The sequence below is a fragment of the Methanolobus sp. genome (assembly GCF_016278365.1).
Lineage (GTDB): Archaea > Halobacteriota > Methanosarcinia > Methanosarcinales > Methanosarcinaceae > Methanolobus.
In genome coordinates, this window is record NZ_JADQBZ010000006.1 from 1 (window position 1) to 18,613 (window position 18,613).

An 18,613-nucleotide genomic window follows, 5' to 3' on the forward strand; every position below is an offset into this window, starting at 1 on the left:
CTCCCGGATGTGGTATTGTCAGCAAGACACCTACTGAGAATCTCAGGGCAATGGTCGAGATGGCTAAGAGCCATAAATATTGATAAACGCAAAACAAAATCTAAAAAACGGGCAATAAAGCGACATATTGCTTTGATCATTTATTGCCCTCTCTTATTTTCTTTGTTTTATACTTTTTTGGAACAAAGCATTCTTAACTCCTTTGCACCCTCAAACCCGGGTTCGATGTTGAGCGAGTTATCCAGTGCTTCCTGAGCCTCATCATATCTTTTAAGCTCAAAGAGTGCAGCACCCTTGCAATACCATGCCTGTGCCGAATCAGATTTGATCTGTGAGGAAGGGCTCCTTGATATCCAGGCAAAACGAGGGAACTGGAATGCAAGTGGATTTGATAATTCTATGGACCTGTCGTATGCTTCCAGTGCCTCATCGTGCCTGCCAAGTTTGCACAAAGTATTACCTTTGTAACACCAGGCACCAGGGTCTTCAATATTCAGATTCAGAGCGCTCTCAAGGCACTTAAGAGCATCTTCATACATCTCCTTTTCAAAAAGCAGCAATGCCTTACTGCAAAATATCTCAGGGTTATTTGACTGTTTTTCAAGGGTCTTATCTATGAGTTCCAGTGCCTCTTCACATTTCCCCATCCTGTAAAGTACGAAACTTATGTCAAACCATGTTTCAACTGCCCGTATGTATGCTTTTGAAGCTTCCTCGCTCATTCCCTGTGCAGAAAAAAGATCTCCCAGTTTATTCCACAGTTCTTCAGCCTTGCTGTAAGAATCAATGGCTTCTTGGTAGTATCCTAACCTGAGAGAGACATGTCCTTTACTGTAGGCTTTTACAGCGTCTTTTTCTGTATCCCTTATCTTTCTTTTCTCAAGGGAACCATCATAGATTTTTCTCAGGAAGCTCATAACAAAAACTAGTCTTAGGCCTGTGATATACTTTTTGTTCCAGCAAAAGTGATCTGCTATTCATCCAAGTGTTTACATCCGGGTTTTCCCACCAATTTTCCCACATATTATATATATCCAGAAAATTAACTACAACTCAAATGTCCAGAAGAAAAGAAAAAACCGAGGATATAACTGACTTTAACAGCCTGTTGAGAAAACAGGGGTACAGTCTTGCAGGCAGGCATTCCGCTGTCAAGACCTGCCTTTGGCTTCGCAGGTCCATGCAGGATGAAGGTGCATGTTATAAGGCCGTTTTCTATGGGATCGAATCCCACAGGTGCCTGCAAATGACGCCTACGCTTATGTGTAATCAGAAATGCCTGCACTGCTGGAGACCTACTGAAGTGGATGTGTCAATGCCTGTGGAATGGGACTCTCCAGTGGAAATAGTGGGGTCTTGCATTGAGTCACAGAGAAAACTCATATCAGGCTTTGGCGGGTCTGTCGCCAAAGAGCGCTGGATGGAAGGGAATGAGCCCAGGCATGTGGCAATATCACTCTCAGGGGAACCTACTCTTTTCCCGCATCTTCCGGAACTCATTGAAGAGTTCAAAAGCCAGGGGTTCACCACTTTTGTTGTGAGTAACGGGACTAACCCTAAAATTATGGAGCGTATAAATCCGTCCCAGCTTTACATGAGCCTGGATGCTCCTGACAGGGAAACCTATGAAAAGGTTTGTAATCCCAAATCAGTGGACCTCTGGGATCGGATTGGGAAATCTCTGGAAGTACTCAGGGAAAAGGAAACCAGGACCGTTATACGTATAACTCTCATAAAAGATCTTAACATGTTCAACCATGAAGGTTACGCAGAATTAATAAGGAAAGCAGAGCCTGATTACATAGAAGTCAAGGCATATATGCATCTTGGTTTTTCAAGGAAAAGGCTTCCGCGCGAAGCGATGCCTTCACATGAGGAAGTACTTGATTTCTCGGATAAGCTTGCGAGTCTGCTTGGCTACAGGATCGCTCACGATGTTGAGATAAGCAGGGTTGTATTGATCTCTAAAGATGGTACCTTTTCACCTCTGGTATGATAGATTATCGTGTGACCCTGTCACAATCTATATTTATAGTTAGACACACATATGCATCTCAACCTAATCGAAGATAGGAATGCATCTTAAATGCACTTTAATTGTGGAGTATTTCCAATATGTCAGAACAATCTGCTCATTCTAAATATGAATTCAAAAAGAAGCTCGAGGAACTGCGTACCAAGAAAGGTCGTGGCACAGAGCTGATATCTCTCTATATTCCTCCTACTAAGCAAATATCCGATATCACCTCCCAGCTCAGGACAGAGCACGGTCAGGCGGCCAACATCAAGTCCAAGGTGACAAAGGACAATGTCCAGGGTGCTGTGGAATCCCTGCTTTCAAGGCTGAGGTATGTGGAAGTTCCTGAGAACGGTATTGTGTTCTTTACAGGTGCCGTGGACATAGGCGCTAACAAGACAAACATGGAAACTGTGATAGTTGAGCCACCCCAGCCGATCATCACTTACAGATATCATTGTGATTCCTCGTTCTACCTTGAGCCTCTTGAGGAAATGTTAAGGGACGCCAAGACATACGGCCTGCTAGTGCTTGACAGAAGGGAAGCCACAGTCGGCCTCCTTGTAGGTAAGCACATAGAGGCTTTCAGGCACATGACATCTTCAGTTCCGGGAAAACAGAGGAAAGGAGGTCAGAGTGCCCATAGGTTCCAGCAGCTGCGTCTGATTGCGATTCATGAGTTTTACAAACGCATAGGTGATGCAGCCAGTGAAGTATTTATAGCGGTGAACCAGAAAGACTTCGAAGGTGTGCTCATCGGCGGCCCTTCCCCAACAAAAGAGGAATTTGAGGCGGGTGAGTTCTTCCACCATGAGATACAGAAGAAAGTTCTCGGGATGTTTGATATCGCCTATACTGATGAATCGGGTCTTTCGGAGCTTGTTAACGCTGCAAGTGAAAAACTTTCAGACCTTGATCTGATGGTTGAGAAGAAACTGGTTCAGAGATTCCTGAAAGAGCTTGTATCGGACTCCGGAAAAGCTGCATACGGTGAGGCACAGGTCCGGCAGAACCTGAGCATGGGGGCTGTAGAGGTACTGCTGATATCTGAAGGTCTCAGGGCTGAAAGGATTACCCTGCGCTGTCCCACAGGGGATTATGAGAACAAGGTCACAAGGGATTTCAAGCCTGGAGAGCAGACTGAAGTTTCAGGGCAATGTCCTGTATGTGGCACCAATCTTGAGGTAGTTGAAAGAGCCGATATCGTCGATGAATTATCCGAACTTGCCGACCAGATGGCCACCAATGTGGAATTTGTCTCAACTGACTTTGATGAAGGTTCCCAACTTTTCAATGCCTTTGGCGGTATAGTGGCTATACTGAGATTTAACACGGGTGTATAACCCTTATCGAGGTGTTATTTTGTTCCTTGAATTTAAAAAACAGGTCATTTCAGTTCTCACGGATGCCCTTGCATCCATGGGTCTGCAGGCAGAAGACCTTGGCTTGGAACCTTCCCAGCATGCTGATATAGCTTCAAAGGTAGCGTTCAGGCTTGCTTCCCAGGCAAAACAGAGCCCTAAGGACCTTGCCCGAAAAATAGCTGATGCTGTTTTCCTTCCTGACGGCTCGCTTATCGGGAAGGTTACCGCAGTCGGTCCTTACATCAATATAGATGCATCACGCGATTATGTTGATGAGACCGTTTTCAGGATAAGGACCGAGACATTGGGTTTCGGAGGAGGCTTTTGCAATGGTCGCATCCTGCTGGAACACACGTCTGCAAATCCGAATGGTCCTCTTCATGTAGGACACATACGCAATTCCATCATAGGAGACACTCTCAAGAGAGTGCTCAAGCGTGCAGGATATGATGTGGAGACCCAGTACTATGTCAATGATATGGGCCGGCAGATAGCTATTGTCTCATGGGCGCTCTCACGTTTTGAGTTTGATACATCCAGGAAGTCTGACCATGCGATCGCTGATGTTTATATCAAGGCCAATGTAGAACTGACCGAGGATCCTGCAAAGGTATCTGAGATCGACAGGCTCATGCAACTGGTGGAAAAGGGTGACGAGCAGACCATAAAAGGGTTTGATGAAGCTGTCTCCCTGGCTATAGCAGGTATCAGGGAAACCCTGCTGCGTATGAACGTACAGCACGACAGTTTCCCTCATGAATCAGGTTTTATTCGCTCCGGTGCCGTTTCCAGGATTATAGAAGAGGTGAAGGCCACAGGAAAGACAGAGGTCGATAAGGGTGCACTTGTCGTTGACCTTTCAGATTATGGTTTTGAGAAGACCCTTGTCATACAGCGCACCGATGGCACATCCCTTTATACCACACGTGACCTCGCCTACCACGAATGGAAGAGTGAGAGAGCTGACAGGATGATAGATGTGCTGGGAGCCGACCATAAGCTCATATCGGGGCAGCTCAAGGCAACACTACGGCTGATAGGGAAACCTGAGCCTGAGATTGTCATATTTGAGTTCGTATCCCTGCCGGAAGGCTCTATGAGCACACGCAGGGGCAAATTCATTTCAGCTGACGACCTGCTTGACCAGATAGAGAAACAGGCCTACGTGGAAGTCGACAAGCGCCGCCCGGAGATGCCGGAAGATTTCAAGAAGGACGTCGCAATGACCGTGGGAATAGGTGCCGTAAGGTACGATATCATAAAGGTCTCTCCTGAGAAATCCACTGTCTTTGACTGGAAAGAAGCCCTGGACTTTGAGAAGCAGGGCGGCCCGTTCATACAGTACTCCCATGCGCGTGCATGCAATATCCTGAAAAAAGCGGAAGAAGACGGCTTGTGGGATCCCGAAGCTCCAATAGACCCTTCGGTATTGGTTGAGGAGACAGAAGTGAGCCTTATCAAAAAGATGGCTTCCTTTGACAGTGTTCTTGAGACCTCTGCCAGAGAACTCAAACCTAATGCCATCGCTATATATGCAAGAGAACTTGCCGAATCCTTCAACCAGTTCTACAGGTTCGTGCCTGTACTCAGTGCCGAGGAAGACAACGTAAGGGCCAGCCGTATCGCTCTGGTGGACTGTGCAAGGATAGTGCTTGCAAATACACTCGATACTCTGGGATTAGGCGCTCCTGAATCCATGTGATTCAGGCCTGCTCTTTTTCCTGTATTGTTTTTCAGGACTCATTCGTGGTGCTGGCAACCACGAACTTGCAGTTCTATTATTTCGTTATCGCCGATTTCATTAAAGGCCTGACCTGATAGCTTTGAAATCGAAGCTCTCTCATATCTGACACGTATTATTGCTCAGTTTCTCAGTGAGCTTGAAGTTTTCGGAGTAATCCACCTCTACATCGAATATCCAGACTCCTCCCTGCATAAGGGCTTCACGCAGTTTGGGCCTGAAATCCTCGGCATTCTCTACTTTAACACCTTTTGCCCCAAAACTCTCTGCAAGCATTACGAAGTCCGGGTTAGTGAAATCAGTTCCTATGCTCTGGTCAAACTTCTTTCTCTCGTGCCATTCTATCAGGCCGTATTTTGAGTCGTTAAAAATGATAACGACAAAGCTGCATCCAAGCCTCACAGCAGTTTCCAGTTCCTGCACGTTCATCAGGAATCCTCCGTCGCCTGCAACGGCTACGACCCTGCGTTCAGGTTTTAAGAAACTTGCAAGTATGGCCGCAGGCAGTGCGAATCCCATCGATGCAAGCCCATTGGAGATGAATACCGTATTTCCCTCGTATGCTGGAAAAAGTCTCCCTATCCAGAGTTTATGGGCACCTACGTCACTCACAAGTATATCATCCCTTGACAGGCACTCTCTGATATCACAGATTATCTTCTGCGGTTTCATCGGGAAAGATGTGTCATCCCTGAAATCCTCAAGTTCAGCTCTCATCCTTGAGCGCACTTTCCCAAACCTTTCAGGCATTCCCTTTTTGAAATCACACTGTTCGGTAAGTCTGGACAGTGCCTGCCTGATGTTTCCAGGTAACATGACATCCGGGATGTAACTTTCATCTGTTTCAGGATGGTCTGAGTGGATGTGTATTATTCTCTTTGAGCCGTCAGGATTCCAGGATCTGGGACTGTACTCCACATAATCATATCCCACGGTTATAATCAGGTCTGCCATTTCAAGGCCGCACATCACATGATCCCTGTCCTTGATGCCCATTGAGCCAAGGTAGTGCTCGTCATCTGCCGAAACCGCTCCCTTGCCCATAAATGTGGTTACCACCGGCAGGTTGGCGGAAGTGATAAATTCCCGCAGTTCAATGGTTGCATCTTCCCTGAAGACACCGTTTCCTGCAAGGACGACAGGCATTGAACTCTCCCTGATTATCTCCGCAGCCATTTTGAGGTCTTGCTCATCATGCATAGTTATGTGGGGGCGACCACTTTTGGAAAACGGCTGCTTTTGGCTGTCTTCACCGGCAATGTCCTCGGGAAGTTCGATATGCACTGCTCCGGGTCTGTCAGTAGCTATTTCAAAGGCCTTGCGGATTATCTCCGGTATGAAATCAGGTCTTGTAATTTTGGAATTCCAGCTTGTGACATGCCTGAACATAGCCACTATGTCGATATACTGGTGTGATTCCTTGTGTGTCTTCTCGAGCCCTGCCTGTCCCGTGATAGCTATCAGAGGCGCCTTATCAAGTTGTGCATCAGCAACTCCCGTTATCAGGTTCGTGGCACCCGGTCCAAGAGTTGCAAGGCATACTCCAGGCTCATGCGTCATCCTTCCGTACATGTCCGCCATGAAAGCAGCACCCTGCTCATGTCTGGTGACAATAAACCTGATATGTGACCTGGACAGCGAATCCGTCAGATCGATGGTTTCCTCACCAGGGACTCCGAATATGTATTCTACTCCCTCATTCTCAAGACATTTTATTAAGAGGTCGCTACCTTTCATTCTTCACACGCCTTAGTACACTTTTAAAGACTTGATCTGCATGAATTCCTGCATGCCTACCCTGTACAATTCCCTGCCAATGCCGCTCTTCTTGAAACCGCCAAAGGGAAGCCCCGGATCAGATGTTACTATATGGTTGATGGCAATGACGCCTGCATGGATATCCCTGACGAGCGCCACAGCCCTGTCCCTGTCCTCGGTCCATACGCTGGCTCCGAGTCCAAACCTTGTATTGTTGGCAAGGTTTACAGATTCCTTCTCGTCATCGAATGTGATTATTGGAGCCACGGGTCCGAAAGTTTCCTCCCTTAGGACAGGGGCATTTTCATTAACATGACTGAGTATTGTTGGCATATAAAAGGAACCATCTCCTTTCACAGGTCCGCCCTCAAGAAGGACATCAGCACCCATAGACAGTGTTTTGTTGACTTGTTCCTGCAATTTTTCTCTTTGCTTTATGTTTATAAGAGGACCCATCTGGGTTCCCCGGTCCATGGGGTCACCTACTTTAAGTTTCTCTGTCCTGCTCACGAATTCTTCCGTAAACTCCTCAGCTATAGATTCCGCAATAATGAAACGCTTTGCTGCAGTGCAACTTTGCCCTGCATTACGGAACCTGGATTTTACGGCACCTTCGGCTGCCTTTTTCAAATCTGCATCTTCCAGGACTATGAAGGAGTCGCTGCCCCCCAGTTCCAGTACGAACTTTTTCATGTACCGGCCTGCTTCAACTGCCACTTTCTGTCCGGCGGGCTCGCTTCCCGTAAAGGATACCGCATTGATCTCTTCCCTGGATATCAGCCCTGAAGCGGTCTCTCCCCTGATGAGTAGTGTCTGGTATGCTCCCGGAGGCATTCCGGCAGCGCAGAATATCTTTTCAATTTCAAGGGCACACATGGACACATTGCTGGAATGTTTGAGTAGCACAACGTTCCCTCCTGCAAGTGCAGGAATGGCTGCTCTCATTGCCTGCCAGAATGGAAAGTTCCAGGGCATTATATTCAGGATCGTACCCATGGGCTCATACAGGAAACCGGATGTTTCGGCATCTGTATCCACGAACTCCGCAGCAAGGAACCTCTCGACATTGCGGGCAAAGTACTCGCCCAGCAAGGCACATTTCTCGATCTCTCCCAGTGATTCTTTAACAGGCTTACCCATCTCCCGGCTTATCATCCCGGCAAGCTCTTCTTTCCTCTCCCTCAAGACCCCCGCTACATTGTCAAGGTACATGGACCTGTCAAAAGGTGATGTGCTTTTCCAGCCCTTAAAATCTTTCCCGGATAGCCTGATCTTATCTTCCACAATGTATTCACTATCCAGTTCGAAGTCCCCGATAACTTCCCCTGTGGCAGGATTAACAGATTTGATGCTTTCCATATCAACGTCCCCCGGTAAATTATTTTGAAGGAAGATAGGCTTTCAGGAAAAACCTTGAACTACTCCCCCAATTTCAGTTGGATTTGATTCCATATAAAAGTGGTTGCATGCAGTACCTGCTGGGGAATAAATATATTATATGCGTAGTTGCTTTGGAATTACTTTTGAAAACAAGGTCTGCCGAAGCAATTGCCTCTAAAGCTTTACCAATCTGCTGTTCTTCAAGTGGATTCAAAATACAAATCTTTAAATAGATACTATTTTCCAATAAACACTATGCAAAACAAGTATCTTAAAAACTTAGGTTACGGCTTTTTGTCATGGCTCATACCTTTTTTAACTTCCTTCCTGTTTTATACAAGGGAAGGAAAACTGACAATTGACATATTCCTCTTCAAGTCGATTATGATCGTGGTCGGTTCTACCACTGCTGCATTTCTTTTGATCTCCTATTTCAGGAATATAGGTGCAGACTATCTCAAAGAAGGAATAATTCTCGGGTTAGCATGGTTTAGCATAAACATACTGCTGGACCTGGTGGTGTTGGTTCCTATGTCTGGCATGTCTCTTGGGAATTACTTTGCCCAGATCGGATTGAGATATATGGTGATTCCTGCAATGTGTATCACTATCGGAGCAACCCTGAAGAATAAAAAGTAGAGGGCCACAATTTATGGATTTCCTGAATGAGATTTCACTTATTGCGCCATGTGGAATGAATTGTGGTGTATGTATGGCATATCTGCGGGAAAAGAAGAAATGTCCAGGTTGCAGGGAACTTGATATCAATAAGCGGATCAGCTGTATTAATTGTAGGATCAAGAACTGCGAAAGCTTCCCGATAGATGCTCCCGGGTTCTGTTTCGAATGCGAAAAATTCCCCTGTGACAAACTGAAGCGACTGGACAAAAGATATCGGGCCAAATACAATATGAGCATGGTCGAGAACCTTGAGAGTATCAAAACCTATGGTCTTGAACAGTTCTTCGCGAACGAGAAGATACGATGGACCTGCTCAAAATGCGGGGGCACTATCTGTGTCCACAAAGGATACTGTTATAGTTGTGGTGAGCCTCTCTGTAAGAGGATATGATCATTGCTGAATATTCGGAAACAAATCTGGAGGAAATAACCAATCTCTTCCACAAGACTGTGCATGCGATAGATTCATCGGTCTATTCAGAAAAACAGAAAGAAGCATGGGCTCCAAAGCCACTGGAATACTTGAAATGGGATCAAAGGTTAAGACGTGTAAAAACCTATATGGCATGTGATAATGGAAAGATCGTTGGATTCATGAGCATTGGTCCACCCGGTTATATCGATTATTTCTTTGTAGATCCTGATCATCAGGGTAAAGGGATTGGGAAAGGCCTTTATTATCACATTGAAAGATTCGCTCAGAACAGATATAGAAAAAAACTGATTGTAGAGGCATCAAAAGTAGCCAGGCCCTTTTTTGAGAGAATGGGTTTCATTTTGATGAGTGAAAACCAGGTTATCGTAAACGGGCAAACTTTAACAAATTACACAATGAAAAAAGAAAGATGATCGGATATTTACAGGTTGAATTTATATTATCCTTATCGACTTGATATTCATAAACTCAAGGAATCCGTGCCTGGAAAGTTCCCGTCCCATGCCGCTCTTCTTCACCCCGCCAAAGGGCAGGCAGGCTTGGGGCGTGCAGAACGAGTTAATGCCCACCATTCCGGTCTCAAGCTCTGAGGCAACTCTCATGGCCCGGTCCCTGTTCTGGCTCCACACGCTGGCGCCCAGGCCGAAATCGGAATCGTTTGCAGTCTCTATTGCTTCCTTTTCATCCTTTACAGTGATTATGGGCGCCACAGGTCCGAATGTCTCTTCCCTCATGACCCGCATGTCCCTGCTTACGTCACCGAGGACTGTCGGGGAATACATGTAACCCTCACTTTTCATCCTCCCACCCGGAACGAGGACCTTAGCACCTCTGGATATAGCATCCCGGACCTGTTCTTCGATTATCCGGACCTGTTCTTCACGGACCATCGGTCCGATATCTGTTTGTGGGTCCAGGGGGTCGCCAATATTGAGTTTGCCAGTTAGTTCCACGAACCTTTCCGTGAACTCCTCTGTCACTGCTTCCGTGACAATGAAGCGCTTGGCTGCTATGCATGTCTGGCCGGTATTAAGGAACCTGCTCGGGACACCGACCTTTGCTGCCATTTGCGCATTGGCATCGTCAAGAATAATGAAAGGGTCGCTACCGCCAAGCTCCAGCACGAATTTCTTCATGTTATGGGCGGCGAGTTCGGCGACCTTCTGCCCGGCATCGTAACCTCCTGTGAAAGACACTGCTTTGACCTCGTTTCTTGAGATAAGTGAAGATGCCGTTCTCCCATCTATGAGCAGTGTCTGGAAGATGCCTTCAGGGAATCCAGCCTCCACAAAGATGTTCTCTATTTCCAGTGCGCACAGTGGCACGTAACCGGAGTGTTTGAGCAGCATGACATTCCCGCCTGCCAGTACATGAGAGGCCGCGCTGAGCACCTGCCAGAAGGGAAAGTTCCATGGCTTGATGGCAAGCACGGTGCCCATAGGCTCATAATGAATGAACGAGTCGCATGAACCTGCTTTTGCAGGCTCAGGTTCAAGCATCTTTTCTGCGTTATCTGCAAAATAATCGAACATGTCAGCACATTTGGTGACCTCGGGAACAGCCTGCTTAATGACTTTGCCCATTTCAGTGCTGATAAGCTCCCCATATTGCTGCTTGTTTTTGCGCAGCATCTTCGCGAAGCCTTTAAGAAGCTCGTTGCGCTCGGAAACATCCGTTCTTTTCCACTCCTTGAAAGCCTCAGCAGATTTTTTGAGGATTCGGCTCACCTGCTCTTCTGTATGCATTTCCACTTCACTGATGACTTTGCCTGTTGCAGGGTTGATGGATTGGATGGATGTCATGATATAAGTTCCCTTTATTTAATTTGGTATTTTTACAAGGAAAATAGAGGATATCAGTTATAAAGTTGACATTTAACTTTTCATTATATCTTAAAATGCATTCAAATAAAAGTTGTGTTTTGGTAAACACATTTTTTAATGTAACAAAGTGTAGAAATTATTCAATGTTCCTTCGTGAATAAACTGCATTTTAATTTTATAATCTCTACATCGTCAAAAAGTCATTTCAATGAGATAAGAAATAAAAAATAAAAAATAGTTCAGAATTTTAAAGAAAAAAAAAGAACATCTAATTTTCGATGTTCAATTTCATTCTCTCTTCTGCAAAACAAATGCCAATCCTATAATTGCAATTACTGGAAGAGCAATTGTTGGGAACTCTGGAATATCAACTGGTTCATCGGGATTAACTGGTTCATCGGGCTCATCGACGACTATTGCAGGAACAGTTACTACGCGTGAAACACTTTGATCCATTATCGCTGTGGCTGAAGAGGCCACTGTATATGTCAACATTACGGTCTCAGTTCTGTCTAAAGCCCTGACAGTCCAACTTACAGATCTCACTTCACCTGCACCAACACTAACTGTTTGTGTCGTTGAGGGACCTACAAGTTCAAGACCTGCTGGAAGGTCAATTGTAAGGTCTATGTCAATAGCACTTGCTTCTTCATGCTCGACATAAGCAACTATAGTGAACGGATTAGGTGAATATTGATTGTCAATCACATCAAGCTGAGCCGGACCGGCAACTGAAAGGCTGATTTCACCGAAAGACTGACTTAGTTCGCTCAATCCATAGTATGTGACATATTCTATAGTTTCGCTGGGTGCTACACTGACCACATTCCAATACAGGCCGACTGCACTGTCAGAAGTGATTGATTTACCTGTAGTTACCGGATAGTCCCAAAAAGTCTCCATGAAATAAGGCCAAGCTGCGAATATGAGACGGTCGGGTTCCGTTGCCCCTGAACCTTTCAGGGTTCCCTGAGAAATCATTGTTGGATTGGACAAACTATCAAAGCATTGCCAGTAATCAGGTATTGCACCGTTGGATTTCAGGAATTCTATTTCCGTGACAACGTCGCCAGTTCCAGGAATCTGGAAAGGTGCGCCGTCATTGCTACCTAGCTGGGTATCCAGAAGTATCCTCAGTCCAACATCATGGCTGTTGTCCTGATCCAGATTCTTGAGCTGATATTTTATCATCATTGTGTCAGCACGGCCTGTTGCAGGATTTGTAATCAGTTTGTTGATTTGAGTTACCTGAATATTATCACATTCCCAAACAGCTCTGATATAGTCCTCATATGCAACTGCTGACTCTGAGAATGATCCAGCTCCACTTCCAAAAATATAGGCATTATCATCGATTTTCACACTTGATATTGAACTCCATGGATTAGGGTGACCATACAAAAGTCTTTTATAATCGTCATTTGGATTTGAAGGGTTTCCACCTGTACATCCTAAAGTGAAAGTGCCGGTAGAAGATTCAACAGCTATTTCCAGATATTCATTTGATATGATAGGGTTGGTGCTGGTGCTCATCAGGGCTATTGAACTCACTTCAGAGTTTTGATATCGGTTAGCAAGATCTTCTTTAGAATACTCATCGGCATTGACTGGTATCGTGGACAACACAGTCAAGACAAACATCAATAAAATCATCCATTTTAGTTTCATTTTACGTACCACCTGTTTTTTGATACAAGGTATTGACAGATTTACTACACAATCTATATAAATTTTTCATAATGTCTATTGTATAAATTATTTTCTATGAAAATTTGTAAGATTTAAGAAGTCAAAGCCATTTTTTTGAAAGGCTCGACCTTGATTTTTTTTATTTCACACTTCATCAGTGATATGAAAAGTGCCTATACAACTGGCTTTTTTAAAGGGCATTGAACAAATTTTTATTCCATCGCTATCTCCACAGCAATGAGATAGTTCTTCATAATGGAGTATACGATTGCCTTCCCCACTCATATCTTGTTTTTCTGCATGCGTCGTATCCTGCTCATGTCGCCCATAATCTGCAGGAACTCCAGAGCGTAGGGATCGTTCAGGCAACAGCTGTCCGGAGCATTAGGAATGTAGAAGAAAAGGATTGACAGCTTCAGCTTGTAACGGAGTTTCGTTGGCAGTTCATCACTGATGACTGCAAGTACCCCTTTATCAAAAAGGTACTCTTCGCCTCCTTTTGTCCGTGAGGCCGGTCTCTCTTCCGAAAGCAACTGGGATAGGATTTTGCGCTCGGTAACTATTCCTTCATTGATCCTGGTAACTTCTGTTCTCATCCAGCGCATGAGTACGTCGTCATCCGATGTTCTTCTTTCAGGCACTTCCATCCCCTTAATAGTTGTAGGACTGCATCGATTAAAAGCATCTCACAGGCTAAATATAAATCATTTAAATTCCAGTAATCTACTCATGGACAATCTACTCACTACGGCAGAAAAAATACGCTCAATGGAGATAAGGGGTGCAGGGAGGATAGCTGTTGCTGCATCTGCAGCATTGAGAGACTATGCTAGGACGCTGGGTTCACTGAACATCGAAGAGTTCAGCATAAAAATAGAAGAGGCTGCAAAGACACTTGTTGATACGCGTCCAACCGCTGTTTCTCTGCCCAATGCCGTCATGCTAACTAAAAAGCACACTTCGCTGAATGTTGGTGAGGCCATTGATGAGATCATTGGCAATTCTGACACGTTTATTAAAAATGCCACCGAGGCACTGGGCAAGATAGGCAGGATCGGTGCCGAGAGGATACGCGATGGAGATGTTATCCTGACACACTGCAACTCCCATGCTGCCCTGTCCATAATCAAGACCGCTTTTGACCAGGGCAAGAAAATATCGGTAATAGCTACCGAATCCAGGCCACGGAGGCAGGGTTTCATAACCATCAGGGAACTGAGCGATCATGGCATCCCGACCACACTGATAGTCGACTCGGCTGTCCGGCTGACAATGAAAGAGGTGGACCTTGTGGTCGTGGGTGCGGATTCCATATCTGTGAACGGTGCCCTTATAAACAAGATCGGCACTTCCCAGCTGGCCCTGGCGGCACAGGAAGCCCGCAAGAATGTAATAGTCGCTGCCGAGACTTACAAGTTCAGTCCGAGAACACTGCTTGGTGAGATGGTTGAGATAGAGGACCGCTCTCCGGATGAGGTGATTGATCCTCAGCTCCTGAAAGAGATGCCTAACGTGAAAGTGAAAAATCCCGGATTTGATGTTACACCGGCTGAGTACATAGACCTCATCATCACCGAAGTGGGAGCATTCCCGCCTGCAATGGCTTTCGCCATCATCAGGGACTATCTGGGGATAGGACTGGATCACCATTAAGCAGACTATCCTTCAAGTTCCACCATTTCAGCAGTTGCAGGTCATGTTCCTGATGGGATGCGAAATATACGGCGCATCTAAATACGTAGAGAGCGCACCTATCAACGCGGATTCCCTGATAGTCGCATAACTGATCATAGAGTTCCTGAGGTTCCCTTTCCTTAAGGTCTGCGATACTGTGAACCCCCAGGTTCCAGAGATCATCTGCAGTCATCTTCCCTACTCCGGGAATCTGCATGAGCTCCTTTATTACGGCTTTATAATCTGCTGATCCCTCATCTCTCACTTTTTGCCCACCGTTGCCACGTATATGACGAACTCTTCCTCACCATCGATTCCCAGCACGCCGTTGATCTCTTCATCCTGAAAGGCTGCGATGGCACATACTCCGCACTCTATGGACCCGGCACTCAGGTAGAGATTCTGGCATACGTGCCCGGCATCGAGGTGCATGTACCTGTATCCTCTCTCACCATATCTCCACTTCATCCTGTAGGCCACCGCCGACCAGATGAAGGTGACAGCACTGGTTTCTACAAAACTCTGGTTCAGGCAGGCAGCTCTCACCCGGCTGGCTATATGGACATCAGTATTCACTTTTTCCAGCTTGTGGCCTATGGCAAGAAAATGGTAAAGCCCTTTCTCCAGCCCTTCAACGTTGTTGACGAGGATGTAGGTCTCAAGGGCGTGTCTTGCACCTGCAGACGGCACTGTCCTGAAGGTGGCAGAACCGCCTGCAACCTCTTTCACACCCTGCGTACACCACAGCAGGTAGGACAGTTCAGCCAGGGAAAGTGACTTTTGTGAATAACTGCGAACGCTTGTCCGCCTTTCAATTGCCTTTCTAATGTCTGTCATATCGACAGGTATCTTCCCAGGCTCCGGCAGATCCACTATTGGATAGTCACCTTTTCCTCCTGATTGCAGAGAAGGTTGCGGATATCCCAGTGACTGGTCCGACCTGCCCAGATACTGGAACCTCGTTCTCTCCATGAATTCTTTGCCTATTCTGCTCATACTGATAACCCTTCTTAATTCCCTTTATCCCAAAGGGAATTCTTCATTTCTTCTTTATACTTGTTGTCCTTATGACCACAAAAGAGCCTTTTCCAAAACCTTCCTCCGGCTTTTCCACGGTTTCAATTTCATGCAGTGATCTGAACAGTGTCTGCCTGATGGCAGGTTCAAGAAAACCGCACTCAAGGAGGAGATCTATAAGTTCACCGGCTGAATAGAAAGTGGCATTTCTGTAAAAACTGTTTTTTGATACCTTCTTCTGATATTCTTCCCCCAGAGGGCTGTCGCGCTCGATGAATGCGACAAAGAGCTCTCCGCCGGGTGCAAGTACTCGATAAATATCATGCAGTGCCTTTTCAGCATTTATGAAACAAAGTGATGTCACCATCAGTATAAGTTCCATAGATGAACTTTTAAGGGGAAGCTCTTCCGCAACTCCCTGAATCCGGCCTAAGCCACGCTTTTCTGCCATTTCAAGCATCTTTCGTGAGGGGTCCAGTCCATAACTTAGACTAAGGGCAGAGGCGAATCTTCCTGTGCCTGCGCCTATCTCCAGGCTTTTTCCGGGGATGACCGCAGGAAGCAGCTCCCTGATGGCTTCCAGCTCGGACTCATAGACCGGACGGTGCTCTTCGTACCATCTGTCATATTTCTCTGCATAGATATCAAAGGGGCTCTCGCTCATAAGCAATTCATCGTAATCCTGTAGTTTATCCTGATAAGATTTGAAAGAAGAAATATAAAAGGTATTGGCACTCTTTTGAAGATATGGATATCCGTTGCGAATGGGCTGAAACTAACGAGCTTGAAACTGAATATCATGACAATGAGTGGGGTGTGCCTGAGCATGAAGACCAAAGATTGTTCGAGTTCCTGATACTCGAAGGAGCGCAGGCAGGTCTTAGCTGGGATACTATCCTCAAAAGAAGGGAGAATTACAGGAATGCCTTTGATGGATTTGATTACAACAAGATTGCAGGCTACGGCGAAGCAAAGATCGAGGAGCTCCTGCAGGACAGCGGTATCATAAGGAACAGGAAAAAGGTGCTTTCTGCTATCAATAATGCAAAGACGTTCATTGAAGTAAGGGATGAGTTCGGCTCATTCGACAATTATCTCCGGGGCTTTTTGGAAGATGGGAAGCCCATACAGAATTCATGGAAAGCGTTGGTTGAAGTCCCTGCAAGGACCAGTTTATCTGAAAAGATAAGCACGGATATGAAGAAAAGAGGATTCAATTTCGTGGGCCCCACAATAATCTATGCTTTCATGCAGGCTGTGGGAATGGTCAACGACCACGTGAAAGATTGCTTCAGGTACCAGGAATGTGGGAAACTGCAGTGAGTTATTCAAAGCAATGATGTTCTCAGTATATTGCAGGCATCGCATCAGCTTCTTTTCGAATACCTGTAGAAGTACATCCCTGTAGCAGGAAGGAAGGTCAGCAGGCATATCAGATATATGATACCAGATTCTGCTATCCCAAGCAAAGGATTGCCTGTCAGCGGCCAGAATGGAATGATGTCCGCATAAAGAAAAGAGTCAAGCAATACATGGCTCCATGTCCCTATCAGTGCGCCCATCAATATTGACATAAATGAATAGGCCTGCATGATCCTTGATCTCTCAGTAACCTTCTGCAGCCACTGTCTCTGTGAGAACACCATCCATGCAAATAGAAGAGCTATCAGAGTTGCACCCATTAAGGTGTGAAGTGGTCCATGCAGTGGCCTGCATCCTGAGAACAGGCAGTATGCGGCTCTCACATCAATGATGATGCTCCCCAGAAGAAGAGAAATGAGATTGACCCTCTTCTCGAACAACTCTCCGAAGAAAAAAGCCGGTCCCAGATGAAAGGGCGTGAGGGGCATTCTCAGGTTATCTGTCCGTAAGGACTTTCATCATAATAGTGCAGGAATTGGTCAACTGTCGATGTATCCGACTCGGAGCCAAAGAGCAGGCTTGAAAGGGTTGGCTTGTTCATGTAAACAACCATTGGCTCACCCTGTATGCCTCCAAGCTCAGAGGCCCTGTTAATAGCGTAATAAAGATTGCCCAGCTCATCCACAAGGCCCAGTTCCTTTGCTTTCTGTCCTGTATATATCCTGCCGTCTGCGAGGTCTTTCACATCTCCAAGGCTTATACCTCTGCTATCTGAGACATCTTGTATGAAGTGTCCGTATACTTCCATAACTACTTCGTTGGCGTACTCCTTCTCATCGTCCGAGAGCCCTCGCCAGGAGCCGCCCATGTCCTTGAACTCGCCGGATTTTGCTACATATATCTCAACTCCTTCCTGTTCGTAATACCCGGAAGTATTCTGGAATGTCCATATAGTGCCGATACTTCCTGTCATGGTCGAAGGGTTAGCAATTATCAGGTCCGCAGGTGCGGAAAGATGGTAGGCTGCGCTGGCTGCGACGTCTCCCATTGATACGACTACAGGTATTCCGCTTTCACTGGCTCTTTTTACCTCAGTATATATCTCCTCGCCAGCTGTTGAGGAGCCACCCGGGCTGTTGATACGCAGGACTATGGCTTTTACGGCTTTGTCATTTGTAGCTTTTCTGATATTAGCTGAAATATCCTCTGAGGTTGCGTATCCAAGCCCGCCGGGTATGCTGCTTGTAAGCAGTGTTCCCTGTACATAGATGACTGCAACTTTGTCGTTTGAGGCGTAGAGTTCGCCGCTGAGTGCCTGATGCATCAGGACAAAGCTTGATCCGATGATAAGTAAAAGCACTCCAACAATAGCAATATACTGCCATTTGCGGCTTTTCTTCTTAACAGGTGGTGTCTGGCTGGTGTAGGAATCATCGGAAGATGCTTTTTTCTTCTCATATCTTCCAGAATTGTCCATTTGCTCAGGCACTGCCTGGTTTTGCGGTTCTGCCACGATAGCAGCCTCTTCTATAGAACTGTCACCATTTGATTCAGAAGCTCTTTCCTGCTTCCCATCTTCTTCTTTAGTATCCTCGTAAGAATAAGGATAAGTGTGATATTCAACATCATCCGAAGAACTGTTAATGCCATCAGGATCTTTTTCACTCATCA

At 45.9% G+C, this 18,613-nt stretch carries 19 protein-coding genes; 8 read left to right on the forward strand and 11 right to left on the reverse strand.

All coding sequences use genetic code 11. From position 1 onward, the window contains the following. Positions 1-167 precede the first annotated feature (167 nt). Positions 168-917 (reverse strand): tetratricopeptide repeat protein, encoded by a 750-nt coding sequence (locus QZZ22_RS06585; RefSeq protein WP_292463606.1) that lies wholly within the window; start codon positions 915-917, stop codon positions 168-170. Positions 918-1,057: 140 nt separating this feature from the next. Here QZZ22_RS06585 and twy1 point away from each other — a divergent pair, with 140 nt between their 5' ends. From twy1 to argS, 3 genes are all read left to right on the forward strand, one after another. After that, entirely contained in the window at positions 1,058-1,996 is a 939-nt protein-coding gene (gene twy1 / locus QZZ22_RS06590) for a 4-demethylwyosine synthase TYW1 (protein ID WP_292463608.1), read from the forward strand. Positions 1,997-2,115: 119 nt separating this feature from the next. Then, positions 2,116-3,360, forward strand: coding sequence for a peptide chain release factor aRF-1 (prf1, locus tag QZZ22_RS06595; protein WP_292463609.1), 1,245 nt, complete (start codon positions 2,116-2,118; stop codon positions 3,358-3,360). 19 nt (positions 3,361-3,379) lie between these two features. Further along, a complete protein-coding gene (gene argS / locus QZZ22_RS06600; protein WP_292463610.1) occupies positions 3,380-5,083 on the forward strand; it encodes an arginine--tRNA ligase in 1,704 nt (567 codons plus the stop codon). A 138-nt stretch (positions 5,084-5,221) separates the two neighbouring features. Here argS and QZZ22_RS06605 read toward each other — a convergent pair whose 3' ends face one another. Continuing rightward, a complete protein-coding gene (locus tag QZZ22_RS06605) occupies positions 5,222-6,859 on the reverse strand; it encodes an acetolactate synthase large subunit (RefSeq protein ID WP_292463611.1) in 1,638 nt (545 codons plus the stop codon). Positions 6,860-6,871: 12 nt separating this feature from the next. Then, positions 6,872-8,239: an NAD-dependent succinate-semialdehyde dehydrogenase gene (locus tag QZZ22_RS06610; RefSeq protein WP_292463613.1), complete on the reverse strand. Its 1,368-nt coding sequence runs from the start codon at positions 8,237-8,239 to the stop codon at positions 6,872-6,874. A 276-nt stretch (positions 8,240-8,515) separates the two neighbouring features. Between QZZ22_RS06610 and QZZ22_RS06615 the strand changes: the two genes are divergently transcribed. From QZZ22_RS06615 to QZZ22_RS06625, 3 genes are read left to right on the forward strand one after another with little or no spacing between them, the layout of a single operon-like run. Beyond that, the gene (locus QZZ22_RS06615) at positions 8,516-8,899 is read left to right on the forward strand and encodes a hypothetical protein (RefSeq protein ID WP_292463614.1); all 384 of its coding nucleotides are present in this window, start codon (positions 8,516-8,518) and stop codon (positions 8,897-8,899) included. Positions 8,900-8,912: 13 nt separating this feature from the next. After that, the gene (locus QZZ22_RS06620; RefSeq protein WP_292463616.1) at positions 8,913-9,332 is read left to right on the forward strand and encodes a DUF3795 domain-containing protein; all 420 of its coding nucleotides are present in this window, start codon (positions 8,913-8,915) and stop codon (positions 9,330-9,332) included. Beyond that, on the forward strand, positions 9,329-9,790 hold the full coding sequence (locus tag QZZ22_RS06625; RefSeq protein WP_292463617.1) for a GNAT family N-acetyltransferase: 462 nt from the start codon (positions 9,329-9,331) through the stop codon (positions 9,788-9,790). Before QZZ22_RS06620 ends, QZZ22_RS06625 begins: the two co-directional genes overlap by 4 nt. A 21-nt stretch (positions 9,791-9,811) precedes the next feature. Here the strand turns inward: QZZ22_RS06625 and QZZ22_RS06630 are convergent, their stop codons facing one another. The 3 genes from QZZ22_RS06630 to QZZ22_RS06640 all read right to left on the reverse strand — a co-directional run bounded on the left by QZZ22_RS06630 (position 9,812) and on the right by QZZ22_RS06640 (position 13,530). Next, positions 9,812-11,179 (reverse strand): NAD-dependent succinate-semialdehyde dehydrogenase, encoded by a 1,368-nt coding sequence (locus QZZ22_RS06630; RefSeq protein ID WP_292463618.1) that lies wholly within the window; start codon positions 11,177-11,179, stop codon positions 9,812-9,814. Positions 11,180-11,488: 309 nt separating this feature from the next. After that, positions 11,489-12,823, reverse strand: a complete 1,335-nt coding sequence (locus QZZ22_RS06635) for a PEF-CTERM sorting domain-containing protein (RefSeq protein ID WP_292463620.1) — start codon at positions 12,821-12,823, stop codon at positions 11,489-11,491. A 347-nt stretch (positions 12,824-13,170) separates the two neighbouring features. Then, complete coding sequence (locus QZZ22_RS06640) at positions 13,171-13,530, reverse strand: DUF61 family protein (protein WP_292463621.1); 360 nt, start codon at positions 13,528-13,530, stop codon at positions 13,171-13,173. Positions 13,531-13,618: 88 nt separating this feature from the next. Between QZZ22_RS06640 and QZZ22_RS06645 the strand changes: the two genes are divergently transcribed. After that, entirely contained in the window at positions 13,619-14,542 is a 924-nt protein-coding gene (locus QZZ22_RS06645) for a ribose 1,5-bisphosphate isomerase (protein ID WP_292463622.1), read from the forward strand. On the opposite strand, the gene QZZ22_RS06650 is transcribed toward QZZ22_RS06645, so the two are convergent. Genes QZZ22_RS06650 through QZZ22_RS06660 form a run of 3 tightly spaced genes read right to left on the reverse strand, consistent with a single transcriptional unit; the run spans position 14,505 to position 16,244 of the window. Further along, positions 14,505-14,828 (reverse strand): helix-hairpin-helix domain-containing protein, encoded by a 324-nt coding sequence (locus tag QZZ22_RS06650; protein ID WP_292463623.1) that lies wholly within the window; start codon positions 14,826-14,828, stop codon positions 14,505-14,507. The two genes, QZZ22_RS06645 and QZZ22_RS06650, sit on opposite strands and share 38 nt — an antisense overlap. Next, on the reverse strand, positions 14,825-15,559 hold the full coding sequence (locus tag QZZ22_RS06655) for a SagB/ThcOx family dehydrogenase (protein WP_292463624.1): 735 nt from the start codon (positions 15,557-15,559) through the stop codon (positions 14,825-14,827). The genes QZZ22_RS06650 and QZZ22_RS06655 overlap by 4 nt, the downstream gene beginning before the upstream one ends. Positions 15,560-15,602: 43 nt before the next feature. Continuing rightward, positions 15,603-16,244 carry a class I SAM-dependent methyltransferase gene (locus QZZ22_RS06660; protein WP_292463625.1) on the reverse strand — a complete coding sequence of 214 codons (642 nt, stop codon included), beginning with the start codon at positions 16,242-16,244 and terminating at the stop codon, positions 15,603-15,605. Between the two features lie 83 nt (positions 16,245-16,327). Here QZZ22_RS06660 and QZZ22_RS06665 point away from each other — a divergent pair, with 83 nt between their 5' ends. Beyond that, positions 16,328-16,903 carry a DNA-3-methyladenine glycosylase I gene (locus tag QZZ22_RS06665; protein WP_292463629.1) on the forward strand — a complete coding sequence of 192 codons (576 nt, stop codon included), beginning with the start codon at positions 16,328-16,330 and terminating at the stop codon, positions 16,901-16,903. A 44-nt stretch (positions 16,904-16,947) separates the two neighbouring features. Here QZZ22_RS06665 and QZZ22_RS06670 read toward each other — a convergent pair whose 3' ends face one another. Then, a complete protein-coding gene (locus QZZ22_RS06670) occupies positions 16,948-17,430 on the reverse strand; it encodes a DUF4184 family protein (protein ID WP_292463630.1) in 483 nt (160 codons plus the stop codon). Positions 17,431-17,432: 2 nt separating this feature from the next. Next, positions 17,433-18,611 carry a signal peptide peptidase SppA gene (gene sppA, locus QZZ22_RS06675; RefSeq protein WP_292463631.1) on the reverse strand — a complete coding sequence of 393 codons (1,179 nt, stop codon included), beginning with the start codon at positions 18,609-18,611 and terminating at the stop codon, positions 17,433-17,435. Between the last annotated feature and the right edge of the window lie 2 nt (positions 18,612-18,613).

Coding starts and splice junctions, on each gene's coding strand:
- QZZ22_RS06655 (WP_292463624.1), bottom strand. CDS start 15,559: ATGAGCAGAATAGGCAAAGAATTCATGGAGAGAACGAGGTTCCAGTAT.
- prf1 (WP_292463609.1), top strand. CDS start 2,116: ATGTCAGAACAATCTGCTCATTCTAAATATGAATTCAAAAAGAAGCTC.
- QZZ22_RS06615 (WP_292463614.1), top strand. CDS start 8,516: ATGCAAAACAAGTATCTTAAAAACTTAGGTTACGGCTTTTTGTCATGG.
- QZZ22_RS06605 (WP_292463611.1), bottom strand. CDS start 6,859: ATGAAAGGTAGCGACCTCTTAATAAAATGTCTTGAGAATGAGGGAGTA.
- QZZ22_RS06630 (WP_292463618.1), bottom strand. CDS start 11,179: ATGACATCCATCCAATCCATCAACCCTGCAACAGGCAAAGTCATCAGT.
- QZZ22_RS06665 (WP_292463629.1), top strand. CDS start 16,328: ATGGATATCCGTTGCGAATGGGCTGAAACTAACGAGCTTGAAACTGAA.
- QZZ22_RS06660 (WP_292463625.1), bottom strand. CDS start 16,244: ATGAGCGAGAGCCCCTTTGATATCTATGCAGAGAAATATGACAGATGG.
- sppA (WP_292463631.1), bottom strand. CDS start 18,611: ATGAGTGAAAAAGATCCTGATGGCATTAACAGTTCTTCGGATGATGTT.
- QZZ22_RS06585 (WP_292463606.1), bottom strand. CDS start 917: ATGAGCTTCCTGAGAAAAATCTATGATGGTTCCCTTGAGAAAAGAAAG.
- QZZ22_RS06625 (WP_292463617.1), top strand. CDS start 9,329: ATGATCATTGCTGAATATTCGGAAACAAATCTGGAGGAAATAACCAAT.
- twy1 (WP_292463608.1), top strand. CDS start 1,058: ATGTCCAGAAGAAAAGAAAAAACCGAGGATATAACTGACTTTAACAGC.
- QZZ22_RS06645 (WP_292463622.1), top strand. CDS start 13,619: ATGGACAATCTACTCACTACGGCAGAAAAAATACGCTCAATGGAGATA.
- QZZ22_RS06670 (WP_292463630.1), bottom strand. CDS start 17,430: ATGCCCCTCACGCCCTTTCATCTGGGACCGGCTTTTTTCTTCGGAGAG.
- QZZ22_RS06610 (WP_292463613.1), bottom strand. CDS start 8,239: ATGGAAAGCATCAAATCTGTTAATCCTGCCACAGGGGAAGTTATCGGG.
- QZZ22_RS06620 (WP_292463616.1), top strand. CDS start 8,913: ATGGATTTCCTGAATGAGATTTCACTTATTGCGCCATGTGGAATGAAT.